The organism is Corynebacterium sp. HMSC074C01 (assembly GCF_001814605.1).
Classification (GTDB): Bacteria; Actinomycetota; Actinomycetes; order Mycobacteriales; family Mycobacteriaceae; genus Corynebacterium.
The window spans coordinates 37,928-58,906 of sequence record NZ_KV817272.1 but is presented as its reverse complement, the minus strand read 5'-3'; the positions used below and the strand labels follow the sequence as shown (position 1 = coordinate 58,906).

Genomic DNA, 20,979 nt, shown 5'->3' with positions numbered 1-20,979 from the left:
CGGCAACTTTAGAAAAGGCCCGCTCTTCCAATAACCAGGGAAGGGCGGGCCTTATTGCATGCTCATTGTCGGTTAGGAGTCCTGCGGGTCGTCGTCAATCACGGTGTCCTTGGCATTGCTGACATATTTGCGCCACCAGTAGATGAGAAGAAGCACGATGATGGCAGCGGCAGCCAGAATGGCCCACATCCACCACTGCCAGTGAATACCAGAGCTGTTGAATGCGGCCTCGTCTTCCGGATCCATTGGCACTCGGTGGCCGGTGACGAGCAAGCGGTGGGTATTTACACCGTAGGGGGTGCAGGTAATGAGCGTAACGAGGTCCTGGCCTGGCTCACGGTGGAGCGAGCTGGTGTCCGCAGGCTCGACGACCCGAATATCGTGCACCTCGTACTTGAGCTTCTCGCCGCCGGCGGCGATGTAGAAAGCATCGCCCTTCTTGACCTTGGTGAGGTTGTCCCACAGCGTGGCATTCTGTAGACCCGTGTGAGCAGAGAGCGCTGCGTGCCTGCCCTCGCCGTTCCCCACGCCACCGACAGGTAGGTCCGTGCCGTAGAGGTGGCCAGCGCCGCGGGAGAGTGCTCTTTCTGAGGTGCCGTGATAAATGGGCAGATCGGAATCAATAGAGGGGATGACGATGCGACCCATGGCATCGGTCTCCGACAACACAGACAGGTACTGACGGTAGTGCTGGTACTCGGGAGAGTCTTCGTCATCGGTGGTGGTCCAAGCGTCTTCCACACTGATTTGGCCCAGCTGGGCGTTGTAGGTCTGTGCCTCGTCCCACGCGGTGTGCAGGACCTCAGGCGGGGCTTGCTTCTCCAGCTTGGCGTATTCCTCCGCGGCGCGGGATTGGGTGTGGTTGTTCCACTGCGTGGCCACCACGGGGTAGAGCAAGACGCCGAGGCCGACGAGGATCAGAATTAACGCAATGATGGCGTTGGGGTTGACGCCCTTTTTCTTGGGTGCGTCGGTGTTTTCCGCTGGTTCGTGCTTGCCCATTGTGTCCTGCCTGTGTGGGGGTCTGTTGCCGCACGCCCTGGTATTGACGTGGGGGTAGTTTTCGAATCTCAGGCTAGGGAAAGTAGCTCTGAGAGAAAACGTGTCTGTCTAGTCGCCGATAACGAAGCACAGGGCTTCATACCGATTCAGAGTGTTCTCGTCGATGGCTAAAACTTGATCAACCGCGCGCTGTTCGCGGAGCTCATCGATTGTGCGGGGCGCAAGATCTTGAAGTACATGCTCACGCTCAGCGCGAAGCTCCGCTGTGGTTTTGGGCGTGAAGATAGGGGCTGTCATGGTACATCCTGTAGGTATGAAATTAGTCCATGAACTGGTAAAACACGTGGAGCCGACGACGGGAATCGAACCCGCGCCAGCAGCTTGGGAAGCTGCAGTTCTACCATTAAACTACGTCGGCGCAATGCAGAATGTGCATCGTCATAAAGCTTAGCACCGCCGCCGCCCGAGGCCATAAAAGGCCCAGTGGGGAGGTAGACTATCAACCGTGCTTCTTTCTGATCGTGATATCCGTGCCGCCATCGCCGCTGATGCTCCTGAGCGTTTGAGCATCGAGCCTTTCGACGCCGAGATGGTCCAGCCTTCCTCCATCGATGTGCGCCTAGACAAGTTCTTCCGCGTGTTTAATAACTCGCGCTACACGCACATCGACCCCAAGCAGGAGATGCCGGACCTCACCAGCGAGGTGGAGGTGGCTGAGGGCGATGCCTTCGTCCTGCACCCCGGCGAGTTCGTGCTCGGCGCAACGCTGGAAAAGTTCACTTTGCCAGCCAACCTCGCGGGTCGTTTGGAAGGCAAGTCCTCCCTGGGGCGTCTGGGCCTGCTGACTCACTCCACGGCCGGCTTTATCGATCCGGGTTTCTCCGGTCACATCACGCTCGAGCTGTCCAACACCGCGAACCTGCCGATTACTCTGTGGCCGGGGATGAAGGTGGGGCAGTTGGCCATCTTCAAGATGTCCTCGCCGGCGGAGGCGCCGTATGGCTCCGGCGCGCTGGGTTCGAAGTACCAGGGCCAGCGCGGGCCGACGCCGTCGAAGTCCTATCTGAACTTCCGTTAAACTTTTCGTGCTCGCCGCGCGCTTCTGGTCAACCGCGCCTAAAATTCCCGGTTATGCGTATGACTGTGATTGGTACCGGCTACCTGGGCGCGACGCACGCCGCCTGCATGGCGGAACTCGGCCACGAGGTGCTCGGTGTAGACGTGGATGAACACAAGATCGAAGCGCTCAAGAACGGCCGCGTGCCGTTCTACGAGCCTGGCCTGCCGGAGGTGCTCGAGCGCAACATCGAGTCCGGCCGCCTGGGTTTTTCTACCAGCTATGACGACGCCGCGGAGTTCGCCAACCTGCACTTCCTCGGCGTAGGAACCCCGCAGGCACACGGCTCCTATGCGGCGGACCTAACCTACGTGAAGGCCGTCATCACGGAGCTCGTGCCGCGCCTCAAGGGCGAGCACATCATCTTCGGTAAGTCCACCGTCCCCGTGGGCACCGCAGCGGAGCTGCAGCAGATGGCCAATGAGCTTGCCCCGGAAGGCGCCAGCGTGGAAATTGCGTGGAACCCGGAGTTCCTCCGTGAGGGCTACGCCGTCAAGGACACCATCACCCCGGACCGCATCGTCCTCGGCGTCGGCGAATTCGCCGAGAGTCGTGCCGAAGAGGTTGCCCGCGAGGTCTATGCCCAGCCGCTGGCACAGAACACCCCGTTCATCGTGACCGACCTGCAGACCGCGGAACTGGTGAAAGTCTCCGCCAACGCCTTTTTGGCCACCAAGATTTCCTTCATCAACGCGGTCTCTGAAATTTGCGAGATTGCCGGTGCGGACGTGGTCAAGCTTGCCGACGCCATCGGCTACGACGAACGCATCGGCCGCAAATTCCTCGGTGCGGGCTTGGGCTTCGGCGGCGGCTGCCTGCCCAAGGATATCCGCGCCTTCATGGCGCGCGCCGGCGAGCTGGGTGCGGACCAGGCTCTGACCTTCCTCCGTGAGGTCGACGCCATCAACATGCGCCGCCGCGACCGCGTCGTGGACCTGGCCAAGCAGGCATTCAACGGCTCTCTTTTGGGACACCGCGTCACCGTGCTGGGCTGTGCTTTCAAGCCCAACTCGGACGACGTCCGCGATTCGCCGGCCCTCTCCGTGGCCGGTTCGCTCTCCCTGGCGGGAGCCGCCGTGACGGTTTATGACCCGCAGGGTATGGAGAACGCGAAGAAGGTGTTCCCGACGTTGAAGTACGTGGCGTCGGCAAGCGCGGCTCTTAAGGATTCCGAGCTGGTTATCCTTGCCACCGAGTGGCAGGAGTTCCGCGACCTCGACCCGGCGGAGGCCGGCGAGCTCGTGGCCCGCCGTCATATCATCGACGGTCGCAACGTTCTCAACGTCGATGCTTGGCGCGCGGCCGGCTGGACTGTGGAAGCACTCGGCCGCGTCCTTCCGGCACAGTAAACGCCGCAATCGCGGTGGTCAGCGGTACCGCAAGTGTCAAGGCCATCGCGCCCAGCAGGGAGCGCAGAACCTCCGTGGCGACGAGGTCACTGGAGAGGATCTGCAGGGCTGGGCGCTGCGCCGCCGTGATGAGCATGAGCAGGGGCAGGGCCGCGCCGGTATAGGTCAGCACGATGGTATACACCATGGAAGCGATATGGTCGCGGCCCACCTTCATGGCTGACATGAAAAGCGCGCCGGGCCCGGCTGCGGGGTCGGCGGCGTGGAGCTCGCGCACGGTGGAGGCCTGCGCCACCGCGATGTCGTTGAGGCTGCCGAGCGCGCCGATGATGAACCCGCACAGCAGCACGCCCACGACGGAAACCCCTGGCATGTAGAGCAGCAACTTGAGGTTATCCTCCGAGCTCGAGCCTGTTAGCGCCGTGCTGCTTATCGACGCCCACCCCAACGCCCCCGACAACGCTAGCGCCACCAATGCGCCTCCCAGGGCGGAGGCTGATTTCCAGTTCACGCCGTGCACGAGAGGAACGGCGAGGAAAAGGATGGCCGCGCAGGTCACGAGGGCTAGTGGCAGCGCCGAATGGCCCTCAATGAGAGAGGGGATGAGGTAGAAGAAGACGATTGCCAAGCTGATTACAAGACCCAGCAGCGCGCGCAGTCCGTGCCAAGCGGCGAAGCCGACGATGACAAGGGCCGCGATGATAGCCCACAACGCAAGGTTTCCATTGCGCTGAAAATCAGCGAAGGCATAGGTGCCGTCGCTGGAAACTGTCAGAATTACCTCGTCACCGGGGTGGAGGGTCGGGTCACTGGCCACGCCATAGAATACGAGCTGCGTCTTGCGGCCTGCGTCTGCGCCGGAGGTCAGGTCAATGAGGGCGCGGGAGCAGGAGGTGTCGTCGCCCTCGGCGGGGATGAGCGGGGCCTCATCGAAGGCGCGGCCCGTGTGGGGATCGGAGCACAGGTGGTTATCCACGGTCTCGACGGTGCCTTCGACTTGTGGATGATTGAGGGCGTAGGTGGTGGAAAAGTCCGGGCTGGTGTGCTCGGATGGCGGGGTGGTGGGGCGTAGTAGAAACAAACCCGCAAGCGTTATCAGAGCGGTGAGGCTAAGAAAACTGATGAGCCCAGTACGCCACGGATTCAGGTTAGTCATGCCTATCATTGTGAATGAGTTTCATTAAAAAGAAAACTAATGATGACGCGATCAACAAGTTATCCACAGGCTGGCGGCGGCGCCGTTGTGCGGTGCGGGTGGGGCGTTTAGCGTTGCTGGCATGAACCTTGTGGAAGCGCATCTTCGCAGCCAGGCGGCGGGCATCGAGCTTGTCGCCGGCGTTGCGGGGCTCAGCTTCGAGCAGCTCCGGGCGTGGGGTCCGGAGTCTGCGGCACGCTCTCTGCTGGCGCTTTTCGACGTCTACTTTGCCTCCACCGCCTTCACCCGCAAACAGGCGCGTGCGGTTGCGGCCGCCCGTGCCAATGGGCACGACCTTCCCACGTTGCTTCTCATTGAACGCTTCGCGGGAAGGCTGAAGAAACAGCGCCAGGCGTGGGATCTGCGCATTGAGCTGTGCGGAATCACTGGCGATGAGAAGGCCGTGGCCCGCTATGCGCGCAAGCGCATTCGCGAGCTCAGCCCGCCGACCACGCCGAAGCCGGGCGTGACAATTCGCCGGGGTAAGGAGCTGTCCAAGCTCACGCTCACAGCCCCGGCCGCGCTCATCGAGGACTTGCGCCCTAACTTCGATGAGGACGATCCGGTAGGTTCCTTCACCGCCGCGTTCCGCGAGGGGCGCCTCGCCCGCCCCGTGGCCCAGACCCTCGCCGTCATGGAGCTTCCCGAGTACGCCACAATCCTGGGTCGCCTCGGTGATCCCTCCACTCCGCGCCCCGATTCCGCGGCTCCAATACCCCCAATTTCTACTTCGGACCAGCCCTGCGCCGACGAGTCTCGGGACAACGCAGCCCCAGACCTCGGGGATATCGTGATTCAGCTATCCAACGGCGCCAAGATCACGGGCAAAGAGCTCATCGAGCGCGAGCTCGCCGAAGAAGGCCTCGTCATGATTGTTGACCGCGTCAAAGGCCCCGTGGAACTCCACCGCACCCAGCGCGTCGCCTCGGAGAAGCAGCGCATCATGGCCTGCGGTGAGCAACCCACCTGCGCCTGGGATCGCTGCCTGTGCGGCGCCGATTATTCCCAGATACACCACATCACAGAATGGAGACACGGCGGCGAAACGAACCCCGAGAACCTCACTCCGCTGTGCAAGTACCACAACGCCATCAATGGCCTCCCGGGCCGTGGCCGCATTGTGCGCGAAAACGGCAAGATTAAATGGGTACCGGCCGGCCCCCGCGATCCGCGGGAACCGGCCCACCCGCATCGCGCGCCGCGCGCCCAGCGCATCCGGGAGCATCGTGACGGCACAGCAAGCCACAGCGGTACTGAGCCAAGCACCCGCAAACCCGCCGCGCCGCCGAAATCCACACCTTCCGAGCCGGGAAGCCCCGCTCCGCCCGACCGCTAGTGCTCGAGGCAAGGGGCCTCGCACGCTTTTGCGCTGAGCGCGCCCCTTTACGCCTGCCCGATCGTGGGAAGCCTGGCCGTCAGTAGCGTGCAGGGCTACTGGCGGTAGCTCACCAGGAAGTTGCCGAGCCGCTCGATCGCGTTCGCCAGCTGCGAAGCCCACGGCAGCGTGACCACGCGGAAGTGATCCGGCGTGGGCCAGTTAAAGCCGGTGCCCTGCACCATGAGGATTTTTTCGGCGCGCAGGATGTCGAGCATGAGCTTCGAGTCATCGTGAATCTCATACACGTCCGGATCCAGACGCGGGAAACAGTACAGCGCGCCCATCGGCTTCGTCACCGACACACCCGGAATCTCATTGAGCTTCTCGTAGGCAATATTGCGCTGCTTGAGCAAGCGACCACCCTCACCGGTGAGCTCATAAATGGACTGACGCCCACCAAGCGCGACCTGAATTGCGTGCTGCGCCGGTACATTCGGGCACAGGCGCGTACCCGCCAGCAAGTCCAAGCCCTCGATGAAGCCACGTGCATGGGACTTCGGGCCCGTCAACACCATCCAGCCGGCGCGGTAGCCGGCCACGCGGTAGGCCTTCGACAGGCCATTAAACGTGATCGTCAGCAGATCCGGGGCCAGCGAGGCAATCGAAATGTGCTTCGCACCGTCATAAAGAATGCGGTCATAAATCTCATCCGCCAGAATCAGCAGGTTATATTCGCGCGCCACATCGACGATTTTCTGCAGCGTCTCACGCGAGTACACCGCACCCGTCGGGTTATTCGGATTAATGACCACAATTGCCTTGGTCTTCTCCGTTACTTTTGCGCGAATATCTTCAATGGACGGATTCCAATCATCCTCCTCATCGCACAAATAGTGCACGGGCGTGCCACCCGCCAGCGACGTCGCCGCCGTCCACAGGGGGTAGTCAGGGGCGGGGATGAGAACCTCATCGCCGTCGTCAAGCAGCGCCTGCGTGACCATAGAAATCAGTTCGGAGACGCCGTTGCCCAGGTACACGTCATTGACGTCGAAGCTGGGGAAATCCTCCAGCTCATAGCGGGTCACAATCGCGCGACGCGCTGGGATAATTCCCTTCGACGTGGAGTAGCCCTGGGAGGTCGGCAGCGCCGCAATCATGTCGCGCATGATGACATCCGGCGCATCGAAACCAAACACCGCCGGGTTGCCGGTGTTGAGCTTCAGAATGCTGTGCCCGTCGAGCTCCATGCGCTCGGCTTCCGTGGAAACCTCGCCGCGAATATCGTAGGCAACGCCCTGTAGTTTGGTGGATTGATCAAAAATCCGGTTGTGTGTCATGCCGGATATGTTACTTCTGGTTCCACTGCTCCAGCTTGCGTTTGGCCAGATTCATCGCATCGCCGGTGATTTCACTTGCTTGGCGACGCCTCTCCGCCCACTGCGCCTGCTCCAACGCCCGCATCTGCGCGCGTTCCTCCGCGCCCGCGGCCTTGAGCTCGCGCATGCGCTGGCGCTCGATCTGGCGAGGGGAGGGCTGATGCCAGGACTCCGGGCCCACCTTGGCCACGTAGAGCATGATCCACAACGCGGGGATAAGGAAAAGTAGGCCCGTTCCAGTCAGTGCGGCGGTGACGCCGGACAGGGCGCCGAAGGAGGCGATGGCGCCAAAAAGGAGGCCAAGGGAGCCCACCATGGCCGTGGCCAAGCGAGGCTTCCGTGTCGATTGGTAGGCGCGGGCCACCTCACCTTGGGAGTAGATCTTGAGTTCGCTGCTGGCCTTGGTGGGGATATCCATGAAAACTTCTGCCAGCTCGCGGCGGGTCGTTGCCTGCATCACCGCATCGGTGCGCTCTTCGAACTCATCCATGGTGAGGCGGCCTTCACCCAGTGCTTGGGCGAGGTCGTTGACGGCGTCGGTCCGTTCGGCGTCGGAAAGCCGCATGCTGAAAGGATTAGTCACATTAGCTATTTTAACAGCCTTATTCCTCTGCCTTTTCGCGCACGAGGCCGGAGAGGAACGGGAAGATTGCAACGGTGAGCGCGCCGCCGGCGATGAAGATCGAGGCGATCTCAGAATCGACGATGCCGGAATCCACGGCCAGCGTCATCACCGCCACGATGATGGGCAGGCCGGTCGCCGCGTAAAGAGCCACCTGGATGCGCTCGCGGGTGGTTTCGACGTCGGAGCCGGTTTGGTGGATGTTCTCTCGCAGGAACACCGGCAGGCCGCGGGTGACCAAGATGAGCAGCGGAATGCCGAGGACCTTGAGGGGTTCGTTCACGATGACTTTCCAGTCAATCGCCATGCCGGAGACCACGAAGAAGACGGGGATGAGCATGGAATAAAACACCACGTCGAGGCGGTTCTCCAAGCCCTTATGGAACTCATCGGGCACGATGCGGTTCAGGATGATACCCGCCGCGAAGGCACCCAGCACGATATCGAGCTCAAAGACCGCCGTGACCGCCATGAGAATCGCCAGAATCAAAATGATGAGGCGCATGATGGTCTGATTAGTGGAACCCGCACCAGAGATGAAGGCGTCCTTGAACCACGGCATGAGCGTCGTAATGGCAAAGGGCATGATGGCCACGGCCACCGCGATTGCGATGAAGGTGAGAAGAATCAACATCGTTGTCCACGTGGAGCGCGTTCCCAAAAGGAGCGCCATCGCGGTAATCGGCGCGACCTCACCGATGGCGCCGTGGATGACCACGGAATCGCCCACCCGCGTGCCAAGCAGCTTGTCCTGCTTGAGCATCGGCGTAATGGTGCCCAGGGCCGTCGACGTCAAAGCAATTGCCATGACGATGGCGCCGGGAATGTCATCCATGAGGAAGTACACGCCGACGCCACACACCACCATGCAGATGAGCCACGTGGACAGCCCCGTCGCGGCTTCTTTCGACTTCAAGCTGGCGAGGTCGATTTCAAAGCCCGCAAGCAGGAACAGCGCGCCAACGCCAAGTTCCTTGAGCATCCCGATGCCGGGGTCTTCATGGGCCAGGCCCAACATCGATGGGCCGATGAGCATGCCGAAGAAAATCAACAGCGCCACGGCCGGCATCTTCTTGCCCAGGGCATGAGACACCAACGGCGCCAACAGCGCCACCGCCATAATCCATGCGAAGGACACCAGCGAGTTGGTGTAGTTGGTCTCGCCCGAGGCGAGGACGTAGGTTACGTCAGTTTGCATGGGGTAGAGCGTACCTGTGGGTCATCAGGCACGCCTACCCCGAGCGTTGGTGGTGTGGCCGACGTCGCACTAGTCGCCCTTGCTTGCCGACGCCCCCGGAGCCTTCGGCGCCGCCGGGGCACTGGGTGCCGCTGGCGTGTCTGGCACAGATGGAGCCTTCGGTGCCGCGGGTGCGCTGGGCGCGGCCGGCGGCTTCGGTGCTGAAGGAGCAGCCGGGGCACTAGGCGCTGCCGGTGCTTGCGGCGCGCTGGGCGCTGCTGGTGCACCAGGGGCGGATGGAGCCGAAGGAGCAGCCGGTGGTGTCGGAGCGGACGGCGCCGCAGGAGTGCTGGGCGCGGTTGGCGGCTGCGGTGTCGAAGGAGCAGCCGGGGCACTAGGCGCTGCGGGTGTTTGCGGCGTGCTGGGTGCGGACGGCGCGGCGGGTGCGCTGGGGGCAGCCGGAGCCGCCGGTGCAATCGGAGCGACAGGGGAGGAAGGAACCGTTGGAGCAGTAGGCACGGTTGGCGCGGACGGAGCTTGCGGCGCAGTGGGTGCTGCAGGAGCGCTGGGGGCGGCAGGTGGCGTCGGCGCTGCAGGTGTTTGCGGCGCAGAGGGAGCGCTTGGTGCGGACGGCGCAGCGGTGGGGGCCTGTGGGGAGCTTGTCGGGGCAGATTGTGCAGCGGGTGCTTCCGGGGAAGGCGCGTCGGAATCTTCCACGGGCAGGCGGCGAGGCGTGTCGAGGAAGGCCTTCTCGCGCGGGGCGGGAAGGTCGCCAGAGGGGGCAATGGCTTCGCGCAGCATGAGCGCCACATCGCTGACCTGTGTCTCCGGCGCAATGGACTTCACGCCACCCGTCAGCATGACATTGCAGAACGGGCAGCCCGTCGCGATCTGCTCCGCGCCCGTCGCCACGGCTTGCTCCGAGCGGAACTCGTTGATGCGCTTGCCCAGCTTTTCCTCCATGAACATGCGCGCGCCACCGGCACCGCAGCAGAAGGCTTCATCTCGGTTGTGGTCCATCTCCGCCAGCGATGCACCGGTCGCCTCGACGAGCTCACGCGGCGGGTCGAAGACCTTGTTGTGGCGGCCCAGGAAGCATGGGTCGTGATACGTAACGGGGCGGCGGTTCTCCGGGGAACGCGGCACCGGCACGAGCAGCTTCTCCCGCACCAAACGATTGAGCAGCTGCGTGTGATGCAGCACGTCGAAGTGGCCGTCGAAGTCCGGGTACTCGTTGCGAATCGTATTGAAGCAGTGCGGGCACGTCGTGATGATTTTGCGCTGGCCTTTGGGGACGCCGGCAAAGGCGTCGTTAAGCGTGGCAACATTCTGCTCCGCCATCACCTGGAACAGGAACTCGTTGCCGGCACGCCGCGCCGGGTCACCGGTACAGGTCTCGCCCGTGGCCAGCACACCGAACTTCACGCCCGCAGTGTGGAGCATGTCCACCACCGCGCGCGTCGTGGCGCGGCCCTTGTCGTCGTAGGCACCCGCGCAGCCGACCCAGAACAGGTACTCCAGGTCCGAAAAATTTTCCGCGTCCTCGCCGACAATCGGCACCTCGATGCCATCGGCGCGCGCCTCATCAATCCACGTGCGCCGCTCCGAAGCGTTGCGGCCCCACGGGTTGCCCTTCGTCTCCATGTTCTTAAACAGCCCGGTCAGCTCTGACGGGAAGTCGGACTCCGCCAGAACCTTGAAGCGGCGCAGGTCCGCCACGTGGTCGATGTGCTCGATATCCACCGGGCACTGGTCCACACACGCACCGCAGTTGGTACAGGCCCACAGGACGTCATCATCAATCGTGCCCGCCATCGCCAACACGTTGAGCCCCTCGTGCGGGTTGTAATTATCCAGCGCGCCCTGGCGCAGGTCCATCATGAGCTTCTTCGGGCTCAGCGGCTTGCCGGTGTTCCATGCGGGGCATAGGTCCTGGCAGCGGCCGCATTCGGTGCAGGAGGAGGCGTCGAGAAGCATCTTCCAGCTTCCCGGCTCAAGGTCTTCCAGGTCCGGCGTAGGCACGGGGCCCAGCGCCTTCTCACCCGTGGCGTTGCGCTGGAAGAAGATGTTGAAGAACGCCAGGAAGCGGTGCCACATTACGCCCCACTGGAAGTAGTGGGCGATGCAAGCGATGAACACCAGGCCCGTCAGCAGCTTCACCAGGGCAAAGAATTGCACCATGCTTGGCGACGTCGGCAGCACCCCCGCCACACGCATCGTCAAGAAATCAGCCCACGGCGACCCACCGCCGTAGGTGGCGATGGCGGAGGCCTTGACAGCGAGCATGCCCAGGCCTTCGAGGAGCACGATGGCCTCCACCAGGCGTGCGGGGAAGACTTGCGAGTTGTAGAAGCGGCTGCCGCGCTCGGTGTGGCCGAGTTTCAGGCGCACGCCAATGAGGAAGCAGATGCCCAGCACGGTGCCGATCGCGAGGACCTCTTCGATGAAGTGGTAGACCGGCCAGTCGCTGAGCCACGGCCAGCCTTTATCGGGCGCGAAGGTTTGGATATAGGCCTCGAACCAGACGATGGCGCCGAAGAGGAAGCCCACCATGACGAGCCAGTGCGCGGCATTGACCAGCGGCCGGCCCTTGAAGTGGGTATGGCCGAAGACTTCGATGAGCACGCGGCCGAGGCGCGCCATGGGGCGGTCGGTGCGGTTCAGCTGCGTGGGACCGCCGGAACGGATAAACCGAAACAGTGCCGTCAGGCGGTAGATGAAGTACAGCCACACCGGGATCGATGCGGCGATGGCAACCCAGCCGAACATGCGCGCTCCTTTAATTGCTGCTGTGCGTGCCTCCTACCTTAAATCCTTAGCCCCGAAATCAGTGAGTCAGGATTCAGCTAGTCCTCGCGGAACTGGGACTGGTGGAGGCGCCAGTAGGCGCCGTGGGCGTCGAGAAGCTCGGCGTGGGTGCCTTGTTCGACGATGCGGCCTTCTTCCATGACGATGATGAGGTCGGCGTCGCGAATTGTGGACAGGCGGTGCGCGATGATGAAGGACGTGCGGTCCGCGCGCAGCGCATTCATGGCCTGCTGAACGAGCACCTCGGTGCGGGTATCCACGGAAGAGGTGGCCTCATCGAGGATGAGCAGCGCCGGCTGCGCCAGGAAAGCGCGCGCGATGGTGATGAGCTGGCGCTCGCCAGCGGAAATCGCGCCGCCATCCTGGTCAATCTTGGTGTCATAGCCGTCGGGGAGGGAATGGACGAAGCGGTCCACGTAGGTGGCCTTCGCGGCGGCGATGACCTCCTCGTCGGTGGCATCGAGGCGGCCGTAGCGGATGTTGTCCATGATGGTGCCCTCAAAGACGACGGCGTCCTGCAGCACCATACCTACCTGGGAGCGCAGCTCGTGGCGCGAGATCTGCGCGGTGTCCACGCCGTCGAGGCGGATGGTGCCGGAATCGATGTCGTAGAAACGCATGATGAGGTTGACCAGCGTGGTCTTGCCAGCGCCCGTGGGGCCGACGATGGCCGCGGTTTGGCCCGGCTCCACGCGCAGGTTGAGGTCCTGGATGAGCGGCTTGTCGGGGTCATAAGAGAAGTTGACGTCGTCGAACTCCACGAGCCCTTTCGCGCGCCCACCCAAGCGGGAGGTGGGCTCTTCGGCCGGCTCTTCCTCGGCGTCGAGGAACTCGAAGACGCGCTCGGCCGACGCCACGCCTGATTGCACCTGCTGCATCATTCCGCCGAGCTGGCCCAGCGGCTGGTTGAATTCGCGGGAGTACTGGATGAAGGCCTGGGCACCACCCAGCGTGAGGTTGCCGGAGGCCACCTTGAGCGCGCCGAGCACCGCGATGACCACGTAGGACAGGTAGGTGATGAACTGCATGATCGGCATCATCATGCCCGCCAGGAACTGCGCCAGCGAGGCGGAGCGGAACAGCTCCTCGTTGCGCTTATCAAAATCCTCCGTCATGGAGTCGATGCGCCCGAAGACGGTGGCCAGGTCGTGGCCGGAGAAGGCTTCCTCGACCTGCCCGTTGAGGTCACCGGTGGCCTTCCACTGCGCCTTGAACTGCTTTTGCGCGCGCGAGCCGACGACCCCGATGACCACACCGGTCAGCGGCAGCGCCAGCAGCGCCACGAGGGCCAGCTGCCAGGACACGGTGAACATCATGACCGTGATGCCGACGACCATGAGCAGGTTATAAAACAGCTGCGAAATGGCCTGCTGCAGCGCCGTCTGGACGTTGTCGGCATCGTTGGTGGTGCGCGACAGAAGGTCGCCGCGCGACTGCGTATCGAAGTAGTTCAGCGGCAGCCGATTGATCTTCGCCTCGATGCGTTCACGCAGATCGAAGACGACCTTCATCACCAGCGAGTTCAGAAGGTAGCCCTGCCACCACTGGAAGAGCGAGGACACCACGTACATCGCAATCACGATGCCGATGATCGTGCCCAGCTTGGAAAAATCAATGCCGAAGCCGGGGTTCAAGTCCATGGCGGAGGCCATGTCCGCGAACTTGTCCTGCCCGCCCGCGCGCAGAGCGGCGATGGCCTGCTCCTTGGTCATACCGGCGGGCAGGTGGCGGGAAATGACGCCGGAGAAGATGACGTCGGTGGCCTTGCCCATAACCTTGGGCGCGGCCACGGCGAGGAACACGCACACGAGATTCATCGCGGCAATCGCGACAAGCTGCGCCTTGAACGGCGCGAGCAGGCCAAAGAGGCGCTTGGCGGAGGGCCAGAAGTTCTTGGCTTTGCGCGGGGCGTTCTCGCCGGTCTTCTCCTCGAGCTCGGCGGTGGTGTCCTCATTCAAAGTAGCGTTATCCTGCTCAGTCATTTAGGCCACCTCCGAGGTCTTCTGGGATTCCACAATCTCGCGGTACGTCTCGGAGGACTCGAGCAACTCCTCGTGCGTGCCGCGGGCCACGACGCGCCCGGCGTCCATGACCAGGATCTGATCCGCGTCCACAATCGAGCTCACGCGCTGCGCCACGATGATGGTCGTCGCCTCCGCGGTGTATTCCCGCATGGCGTCGCGTACCGCGGCATCCGTGAGGACATCGAGCGCGGAGAAGGAATCATCAAAGAGGTACACCAGCGGTCGCGCCACCAGCATGCGCGCGATGGACAGACGCTGGCGCTGGCCACCGGAGACGTTGGTGCCGCCCTGGGAGATGTGCATGTCGAGGTCCTCAACGAAGTCAGCTTGCGCCACGCGCAGCGCCGCCCACAATTCCTCATCGCTGGCCTCCGGCGCACCCAGGCGCAGGTTGGAGGCCACGGAACCGCTAAACAGGTACGGTTTCTGCGGCACGAGGCCCACTCGCTTGACGACGTCCCCTCGTGCCATATCGGCGATATCGGTGCCGTCGAGAAGCACGCGGCCCTTCGTTGGGAGGTAGAGGCGCGGGATGAGGGAGAGCGCGGTGGTTTTGCCGGAACCGGTCGCGCCGATGAGAGCGGTTGTGGTGCCGGGGGTGGCGGTGAAGGAGACGTCGTGAAGCACGGGCGCTTCCGCGCCGGCGTACTGGAAGGTGACGTTGTCGAACTCGACCACGCCCTCGGAGCGCTCCGGGGTGAGCGGGGTAGCGGGCTCGACGATGGAGGGATCGTGCTCGAGGACGTCGGTGATGCGGCGCGCGCAAATGACGGCGCGGGGCAGCATCATGGCCATGAAGGTGCCCATCATGACGGCCGCGAGGATCTGCAGCAGGTACTGCAGGAAGGCGGTCAGGGAGCCGACTTCCACGAGGCCCTCATCCACACGGTGACCGCCGAACCACAGAACCGCGCCCGTGGCCACATTGAGGATGACGGTGATGATGGGGAACATGAGGATGAACAGCTGGCCCACCTTGAGCGAGAGGTTGGTGATGTCGCGGTTGGCGGTGCGGAAGCGCTCGGACTCGTGTTCCTCGCGGGTGAAGGCGCGGACGACGCGGATGCCGGCGATTTGCTCGCGCAGGGTGCCGTTCATGACGTCGAGCTTGCCCTGCCAGGCGCGGAAGAGCGGCATGAGGCGGACGATGATGACGGAAATGGCAGCGAGCAGCACGATGACGGACACCGCGACGAGCCAGGACATGCCGGCGTCTTCGCGAATGGCCATGATGATGCCGCCGATGGACATGATCGGTGCGGCAACCATGAAGTTGAGCATCATCATGTAGACCATCTGGATCTGTTGGACATCGTTGGTGCCGCGGGTGATGAGGGTGGCGGTGCCGAAGTTGCTCATGTCTTCGGCGGAGTAGCGGGTGACGCGGCGGAAGACTTCGGAGCGCAGGTCGCGGCCGAGGCCCATGGCGGTGCGGGATCCAAACCAGATAGCGGCGATGGCGGCGAGGACTTGGACGAAGGCCACGACGAGCATGATGCCGCCGGTGCGCCAGATGTAGTCGATGTCAACTTGGGCAACGCCCTTGTCAATGATCTTCGCGTTGAGGGAAGGCAGGTAGAGCGTTGCCGCGGTGGAGAGCGCTTGGAGGAGCAGTACCGCGATGACGTAGCTGGTATAGGGTTTGGAGCGGGATAAAAGGATGCGAACGAGTTCCATAGACCAACGTTTCGTGTGAGCGGCCTGGATGGCCAAAGGTCAATGACCGCGCAAGTCTATCCGTTTCCCTGCGCGAGCGTCTAGCTTGCGCGTCTAGCGAGTGCGGTGGCACGAAGACTGGCAGCCGTATCAATGCGCGAGCGATTAGCTCGCGCGTTTAGCTCGCGCGCTCGCGCGCTAGAAGCAGACCGGCGCCCGCTGCGCCTGTGCCGTCACGGCGGCCCAATCCTCGACGTCGTCGGTGAGGTGGCACAGCCCCTCCCACGTTGTAATGGCCACGCCGCGGGCCATGAGCTCCAGCAACACGAGGTGGCGGTCCCCGGAAGCGGAGAGCTGGTTGAGGTCCGAGTGGTTGATGTCCGCGTCCTGGCCGTCCCCGACGCGGACGTTGCCGATGAGCCGCAGCCGCGGCGTTGTCCCCTTCGGGCACGGCTCACCAACGGATTCCGCGCCGGAGAGCCCGGCGAAGCGGCGCAGCAAACCGAAGGGCGCGGGGCGCTCGCAGTAGAGGTCTACGCACAGCCCGGCCCTGATGAGCCGTTCGGCGGTGGAGAGCGCGGCGGGTCTGTCCCCGACGATGGCAACACGCTGCATGAGAACCTCTTCAGTTCGGTGGAAATAGACTGTCTAGTCTGTAAATCTAGTCCGCTCGGTTCATTCTGGCTAATTTTTATTCTCCCTAGTACCCAAGCTCACAGCCCCCGCGGCCCACTGTGGGGCTGCGCACAGGCCCGCCTCCCTTTAATGTGAGGTGTCATGACCGAACCGATAAACCTGCTGGACCGCGGCTACTACCGCGATCCCAGCATTAGCCCCGAAGGCACCCGCGACACCGCGCCGCTGGAACCTGCCGTGGCCCAGCGCAACCAGGAACTCGTCGAGGAGTGGGCCGACAAGCTTTATGACGCCTCCGCCGAGACCATCACCGAATGGGCCGCCGAGCACGCGCCCGGCCGCCTCGCCGTCACGATGTCCATGGAAAACACCGTGCTGGCCGAGCTCGCGCACCGCGCCCACTTAGACGCCGACCTACTCTTTATCGATACCGGCTGGCACTTTCCGGAGACGTTGGGGGTGGCGGGGGACGTCGCCAAGCGCTATGCGGACCTGCCGCTGGTGACCGTGCGCCCGCTGCTGAGCCCCGAGGAGCAGGACAAGATTTACGGCCCGCGCCTGTATGCGCGCGACGTTGCGGCCTATAACCGCATGCGCAAGGTGGAGCCGCTCAACATGGCCATGGACCCCTATGTTGGGTGGGTTACCGGCCTGCGCCGCGCCGATTCCGAGCACCGCGCCACCGCGCCGGCGCTGAGCCTGGACCGCACGGGCCGGCTGAAGATTTCCCCGATTGTTACCTGGGACCTCGATGACACCGACGCTTATATCAAGGAACACGACCTCATCATCCACCCCCTCACCCTCCAGGGCTACCGCTCCATCGGCTGCGCGCCGTTGACCTTCCCGGTAGGCGAGGGCGAGGACGCGCGCTCCGGGCGCGTTTTCGCTGACGGCAAGACAGAATGCGGGTTGCACGAATAATGACTCTTTCACCACACCTTAAAGACTTAGAGAACGAATCCCTCCACATCCTGCGCGAAGTCGCCGGGCAATTCGACAAGGTAGGCCTGCTCTTTTCCGGCGGCAAGGACTCCGTCGTCGTCTTCGAGCTCGCCCGCCGCGCCTTTGCGCCGGCCACCGTGCCCTTCGAGCTCATCCACGTCGATACTGGGCACAATTTCCCGGAGGTCATCGACTTCCGCGATCAGCTCGTCGCGGAGACCGGCGCGCGCCTGCACGTCGCCCACGTCCAGGACTGGATCGACCGCGGCGACCTCCAGGAGCGTCCCGATGGCACCCGCAACCCGCTGCAGTCCGTGCCGCTGGTGGAGACAATCGCGGAGCGCGGTTACGACGCCGTCCTTGGTGGCGCGCGCCGCGACGAGGAACGCGCCCGCGCCAAGGAGCGCATCTTCTCCATCCGCGATTCCTTCGGCGGTTGGGACCCGCGCCGCCAGCGCCCGGAGCTGTGGGACCTCTACAACGGCGGCAAGATGGCCGGCGAAAACGTCCGCGTTTTCCCCATTTCTAACTGGACCGAGTCCGATATTTGGGAGTACATCGGCGCGCGCAACCTTAAGCTTCCCTCCATCTACTACTCGCACCAGCGCGAGGTGTTCAACCGCAACGGCATGTGGCTGACCCCGGGCGAGTGGGGCGGCCCGCGCGAGGACGAGCCGCTGGAGACCCGCACCGTGCGCTACCGCACCGTGGGGGATATGTCCTGCACCGGTGCCGTGGAATCCACCGCTGCCTCGCCGGATGAGGTGCTCGCGGAAATTTCCATTTCCACCCTGTCCGAGCGCGGAGCCACCCGCGCCGATGACAAACTGTCCGAGTCCGCCATGGAGGACCGCAAGAAGGAAGGCTACTTCTGATGACGACTACCCTCGCACCGAATGTCGGCGCGCTCAAGCAGCGCGATACCCTGCGCCTGTGCACCGCCGGTTCCGTCGATGACGGCAAGTCCACCTTCGTGGGCCGCCTGCTCTACGACACCAAGTCCGTGCTGGCGGACCAGGTGGAGTCCATGGAGCGTTCCTCTGCCGACCGTGGCTTCGACGGCATGGACCTCTCACTGCTTGTCGACGGCCTCCGCGCCGAGCGCGAGCAAGGCATTACCATCGACGTGGCCTACCGTTACTTCGCCACCGATAAGCGCACCTTCATCCTCGCCGATACCCCCGGCCACGTGCAGTACACGCGCAACACGGTCACCGGCATGTCCACCTCCCAGGTGGTGGTGCTGCTTGTCGACGCCCGCAATGGCGTCGTCGAACAAACCCGCCGCCACCTCAACGTCGCAGCACTCCTGGGCGTGCGCCACGTGATTCTGGGCGTGAACAAGATCGACCTGGTGGACTATGACGAGGCCACCTTCCGCGCGATTGAGACGGAGTTCCACGACATTGCGGCGCGCCTGGGCATTACGGAATCGGTCGTCATCCCGATCTCCGCGCTCAAGGGCGATAACGTTGTGGAACGCTCCACCACGATGGACTGGTACGAGGGCCCGACGGTCCTCGAAACGCTGGAGACCGTCCCTGTAGCCACCGGCCGCGCCGACGACCTGGACTTGCGTTTTCCCATTCAGTACGTCATCCGCGAGCACGCAACCGACTACCGCGGTTATGCCGGGCGCGTGAAAGCCGGGCACGTGGCGGTGGGGGATGAGGTGACGCTGCCGGGCGGGCGGACCTCGACGGTCACCGCGATTGATAGCACCGACGGCCCGCTTGGCTCGGATGAGGCAGCGCGCGCCGGGGATTCCGTGGTACTTAGGCTGGCCGACGATATCGACTTGGCTCGCGGTGATCTCATCGCCGGTTCGCAGCGCCCGGAGGAGGTGCGCGAATTCGCCGCCACCGCGGTGGTCCTCACAGACAAGGAGCTGCGCGCGGGACAGATGGTGAAGCTGCGCTATGGTGCCGCGCTGGTCAAGGCGCGCGTGGCATCGGTGGACCGCATCCTCGACCTAGACGGCGTGGCGGATGTTGAGGCTCCGGAGTCCGCGGCGCTCAATGACATCGCTTACATCTCTGTCCAAACACAAGCGGAGCTGCCGGTAGAGAACTACGCTGCTCGCGGCGCGGTGGGCAATTTCTTGCTCATCGATCAGTCCAGCGGCAACACCCTTGCCGCCGGCTTTGTGGGCCAGCGCCTGCGTTAATACCCCCGTTGACCCGCGGCTTTATGGCCGCGGGTTTCGGCGTTTTAAGCGTTCTTCTCGGCCTGCTTGCGGCCCAAGGTCTTGCGCAAGGACCAGATGAACTCCGCAATCATCAGGTACACCGGCGTGCCGCCGGCGACCATGAAGAAGAAGGCACCGGCGGAGCTGGCCTCGTCGACGTAGTCATCAGCGCCGTAGAGGAGTTCGACGCCGCTGGCGTTGCCAACCTCCGCGAGGGCGCCGAGGCCGCGAATGGTGGAGATAATCCACATGAAGGCCAGCAGACCCCACACGATGCACCACTGAATCGACTGGGCACGCTGACGGGAGGGCTCCACGGGGAAGGAGAAGTCAATATTGAAGCTGGAGGAGCCGGAAGCCTGGGCGGTCGAAGGCTGCGGCATGAGCTGCACGCCCGAGCCGGACGTGGCGATCTCGCGGATGCGGGCGACATCCACCTCGGGGCCGAAGGGATCCGCGATAGCTCGGTCATACTGCTCGCGGCGGTCCTGGCGGGAGAAGATGCTGTGGGCGGTGGAGAGTTCGTCGTAAAGCGCGGCGTTGGACGGGTCAGTCGCGGAGAGGCGGCGCTCGATGTCCGAGGTCAGGGTCGCGGAATCAGCGGAAGGGTCAAGGTTGAGGGAGCTATAGAGGTTGTAGTGTGCCACGAGGCGAAAAGTCCTTTCGAGGGGTTAGCAGGGATCGCTGAAATCTGCATTGTTGTTGAGCGAACGGGCGTTGCCACCGTATCGCGCTTTGAGTTTACAGACCTCATCCACGCTGTGTCCGGCGTCGTAGTAGGCCGCATAAACTTGCTTTCCATCGTGTTCCGAACGCAGCGAGCTGCACGCCGTTCCCGGCATGATGTTGACCCCGGCGTAGTGGGACTTCACGCGGTCGATTTCGGATTGCGGTGACTCGCCATAAGGGACGAGGAGGGAGTCCACGATGAGGATGTAGCGGCCATCGCAGGTTTCCTGAGCTTCTACGTTCTCAGTGTTGTCTGCGCAGAGAGGGATGTCGTCGATGATTTGTGTCGGGACGTTGTCGGCCTTGAGGCGGTCAGCATCCCAGCACTTGATCGACGAGGTGTCATCGACATCGTCGTTCTTATAGGGAACCCATTCTCCACCGCCCCAGGAATAGAGATAAAAAGAGGAGCTGTTTTCTGAGGCGAGGTAGAGCCAGTCGTCATTACAAAACAGCGTCATCGGGCGAGGAATACCGTCCCTGGTCTTCTCAGCTGCCGTACCGCACCTGTCCTGAGGTTTGTTCTTTGACGTCACGGGTTTCGCAGTGCTCGTCTCAACGCTTGTAGTGCGGGCTTTACTGCTTGTTGAGCCGGACTCAGCGCTTGTGGTGGTGCTTGGGGCCACCTGTGTAAAGAGCGCCTCCTGCTCCGTGGTTTCGGAAGAAGAGCGTGACATCAGAAACCACGTGACACCAGCAATGACCGCAAGGAGCACGATAAGGGCGATGATAAGGATGCTCCCCGAGCGTGCAGGACGTTCCGGTCCCTCGTTGCTTGGCGGGGCCCAGGGGTTGTTATCAGTCACGCAGGGAACTCCTTCAAGACGGGGCGGCAGA

The 20,979-nt window shown here is 63.3% G+C and carries 18 protein-coding genes and 1 tRNA gene; 6 read left to right on the top strand and 13 right to left on the bottom strand.

The features are described 5' to 3' along the window. Window positions 1-72: 72 nt before the first annotated feature. The 3 genes from HMPREF2978_RS04040 to HMPREF2978_RS04030 form a co-directional block, all read right to left on the bottom strand. Window positions 73-1,002, bottom strand: a complete 930-nt coding sequence (locus tag HMPREF2978_RS04040; protein ID WP_070744201.1) for a class C sortase — start codon at window positions 1,000-1,002, stop codon at window positions 73-75. Between the two features lie 108 nt (window positions 1,003-1,110). Continuing rightward, window positions 1,111-1,299, bottom strand: coding sequence for a hypothetical protein (locus HMPREF2978_RS04035; protein WP_046647565.1), 189 nt, complete (start codon window positions 1,297-1,299; stop codon window positions 1,111-1,113). Window positions 1,300-1,346: 47 nt separating this feature from the next. After that, window positions 1,347-1,420: transfer RNA gene (locus HMPREF2978_RS04030), tRNA-Gly, on the bottom strand. Window positions 1,421-1,507: 87 nt separating this feature from the next. Between HMPREF2978_RS04030 and dcd the strand changes: the two genes are divergently transcribed. Both dcd and HMPREF2978_RS04020 read left to right on the top strand, forming a co-directional pair. Beyond that, window positions 1,508-2,080 (top strand): dCTP deaminase, encoded by a 573-nt coding sequence (dcd, locus tag HMPREF2978_RS04025; RefSeq protein ID WP_046647118.1) that lies wholly within the window; start codon window positions 1,508-1,510, stop codon window positions 2,078-2,080. A gap of 59 nt (window positions 2,081-2,139) precedes the next feature. Next, complete coding sequence (locus tag HMPREF2978_RS04020; RefSeq protein WP_210398335.1) at window positions 2,140-3,468, top strand: UDP-glucose dehydrogenase family protein; 1,329 nt, start codon at window positions 2,140-2,142, stop codon at window positions 3,466-3,468. Here HMPREF2978_RS04020 and HMPREF2978_RS04015 read toward each other — a convergent pair. Further along, a complete protein-coding gene (locus tag HMPREF2978_RS04015; protein ID WP_070744197.1) occupies window positions 3,398-4,624 on the bottom strand; it encodes a YibE/F family protein in 1,227 nt (408 codons plus the stop codon). The two genes, HMPREF2978_RS04020 and HMPREF2978_RS04015, sit on opposite strands and share 71 nt — an antisense overlap. Before the next feature lie 121 nt (window positions 4,625-4,745). Here HMPREF2978_RS04015 and HMPREF2978_RS04010 point away from each other — a divergent pair, with 121 nt between their 5' ends. Further along, the gene (locus HMPREF2978_RS04010; RefSeq protein ID WP_070744195.1) at window positions 4,746-5,999 is read left to right on the top strand and encodes an HNH endonuclease signature motif containing protein; all 1,254 of its coding nucleotides are present in this window, start codon (window positions 4,746-4,748) and stop codon (window positions 5,997-5,999) included. 95 nt (window positions 6,000-6,094) lie between these two features. On the opposite strand, the gene HMPREF2978_RS04005 is transcribed toward HMPREF2978_RS04010, so the two are convergent. From HMPREF2978_RS04005 to HMPREF2978_RS03975, 7 genes are all read right to left on the bottom strand, one after another. Then, on the bottom strand, window positions 6,095-7,318 hold the full coding sequence (locus HMPREF2978_RS04005; RefSeq protein WP_070744193.1) for a pyridoxal phosphate-dependent aminotransferase: 1,224 nt from the start codon (window positions 7,316-7,318) through the stop codon (window positions 6,095-6,097). Window positions 7,319-7,328: 10 nt separating this feature from the next. Further along, complete coding sequence (locus tag HMPREF2978_RS04000) at window positions 7,329-7,940, bottom strand: DUF1707 SHOCT-like domain-containing protein (protein WP_371326358.1); 612 nt, start codon at window positions 7,938-7,940, stop codon at window positions 7,329-7,331. Between the two features lie 19 nt (window positions 7,941-7,959). After that, window positions 7,960-9,177: a cation:proton antiporter gene (locus HMPREF2978_RS03995; protein WP_070744190.1), complete on the bottom strand. Its 1,218-nt coding sequence runs from the start codon at window positions 9,175-9,177 to the stop codon at window positions 7,960-7,962. A gap of 69 nt (window positions 9,178-9,246) precedes the next feature. Beyond that, window positions 9,247-11,925 (bottom strand): (Fe-S)-binding protein, encoded by a 2,679-nt coding sequence (locus HMPREF2978_RS03990; RefSeq protein WP_070744188.1) that lies wholly within the window; start codon window positions 11,923-11,925, stop codon window positions 9,247-9,249. Between the two features lie 77 nt (window positions 11,926-12,002). After that, entirely contained in the window at window positions 12,003-13,946 is a 1,944-nt protein-coding gene (locus tag HMPREF2978_RS03985) for an ABC transporter ATP-binding protein (protein ID WP_070744186.1), read from the bottom strand. Then, window positions 13,947-15,665, bottom strand: a complete 1,719-nt coding sequence (locus HMPREF2978_RS03980; RefSeq protein ID WP_070744184.1) for an ABC transporter ATP-binding protein — start codon at window positions 15,663-15,665, stop codon at window positions 13,947-13,949. Between the two features lie 177 nt (window positions 15,666-15,842). Beyond that, a complete protein-coding gene (locus tag HMPREF2978_RS03975; protein ID WP_070744182.1) occupies window positions 15,843-16,259 on the bottom strand; it encodes a methylenetetrahydrofolate--tRNA-(uracil-5-)-methyltransferase in 417 nt (138 codons plus the stop codon). 162 nt (window positions 16,260-16,421) lie between these two features. On the opposite strand from HMPREF2978_RS03975, the gene HMPREF2978_RS03970 reads away from it, so the two are divergent. From HMPREF2978_RS03970 to HMPREF2978_RS03960, 3 genes are read left to right on the top strand one after another with little or no spacing between them, the layout of a single operon-like run. Further along, window positions 16,422-17,204 (top strand): phosphoadenylyl-sulfate reductase, encoded by a 783-nt coding sequence (locus HMPREF2978_RS03970; RefSeq protein WP_070744180.1) that lies wholly within the window; start codon window positions 16,422-16,424, stop codon window positions 17,202-17,204. After that, a complete protein-coding gene (cysD, locus tag HMPREF2978_RS03965) occupies window positions 17,204-18,100 on the top strand; it encodes a sulfate adenylyltransferase subunit CysD (RefSeq protein WP_070525831.1) in 897 nt (298 codons plus the stop codon). The genes HMPREF2978_RS03970 and cysD overlap by 1 nt, the downstream gene beginning before the upstream one ends. Next, window positions 18,100-19,392 carry a sulfate adenylyltransferase subunit 1 gene (locus HMPREF2978_RS03960; protein ID WP_070525829.1) on the top strand — a complete coding sequence of 431 codons (1,293 nt, stop codon included), beginning with the start codon at window positions 18,100-18,102 and terminating at the stop codon, window positions 19,390-19,392. The genes cysD and HMPREF2978_RS03960 overlap by 1 nt, the downstream gene beginning before the upstream one ends. A gap of 44 nt (window positions 19,393-19,436) precedes the next feature. On the opposite strand, the gene HMPREF2978_RS03955 is transcribed toward HMPREF2978_RS03960, so the two are convergent. Both HMPREF2978_RS03955 and HMPREF2978_RS03950 read right to left on the bottom strand, forming a co-directional pair. Then, entirely contained in the window at window positions 19,437-20,060 is a 624-nt protein-coding gene (locus tag HMPREF2978_RS03955) for a hypothetical protein (RefSeq protein WP_070744178.1), read from the bottom strand. A gap of 24 nt (window positions 20,061-20,084) precedes the next feature. After that, window positions 20,085-20,948, bottom strand: coding sequence for a hypothetical protein (locus HMPREF2978_RS03950; protein WP_070525825.1), 864 nt, complete (start codon window positions 20,946-20,948; stop codon window positions 20,085-20,087). Between the last annotated feature and the right edge of the window lie 31 nt (window positions 20,949-20,979).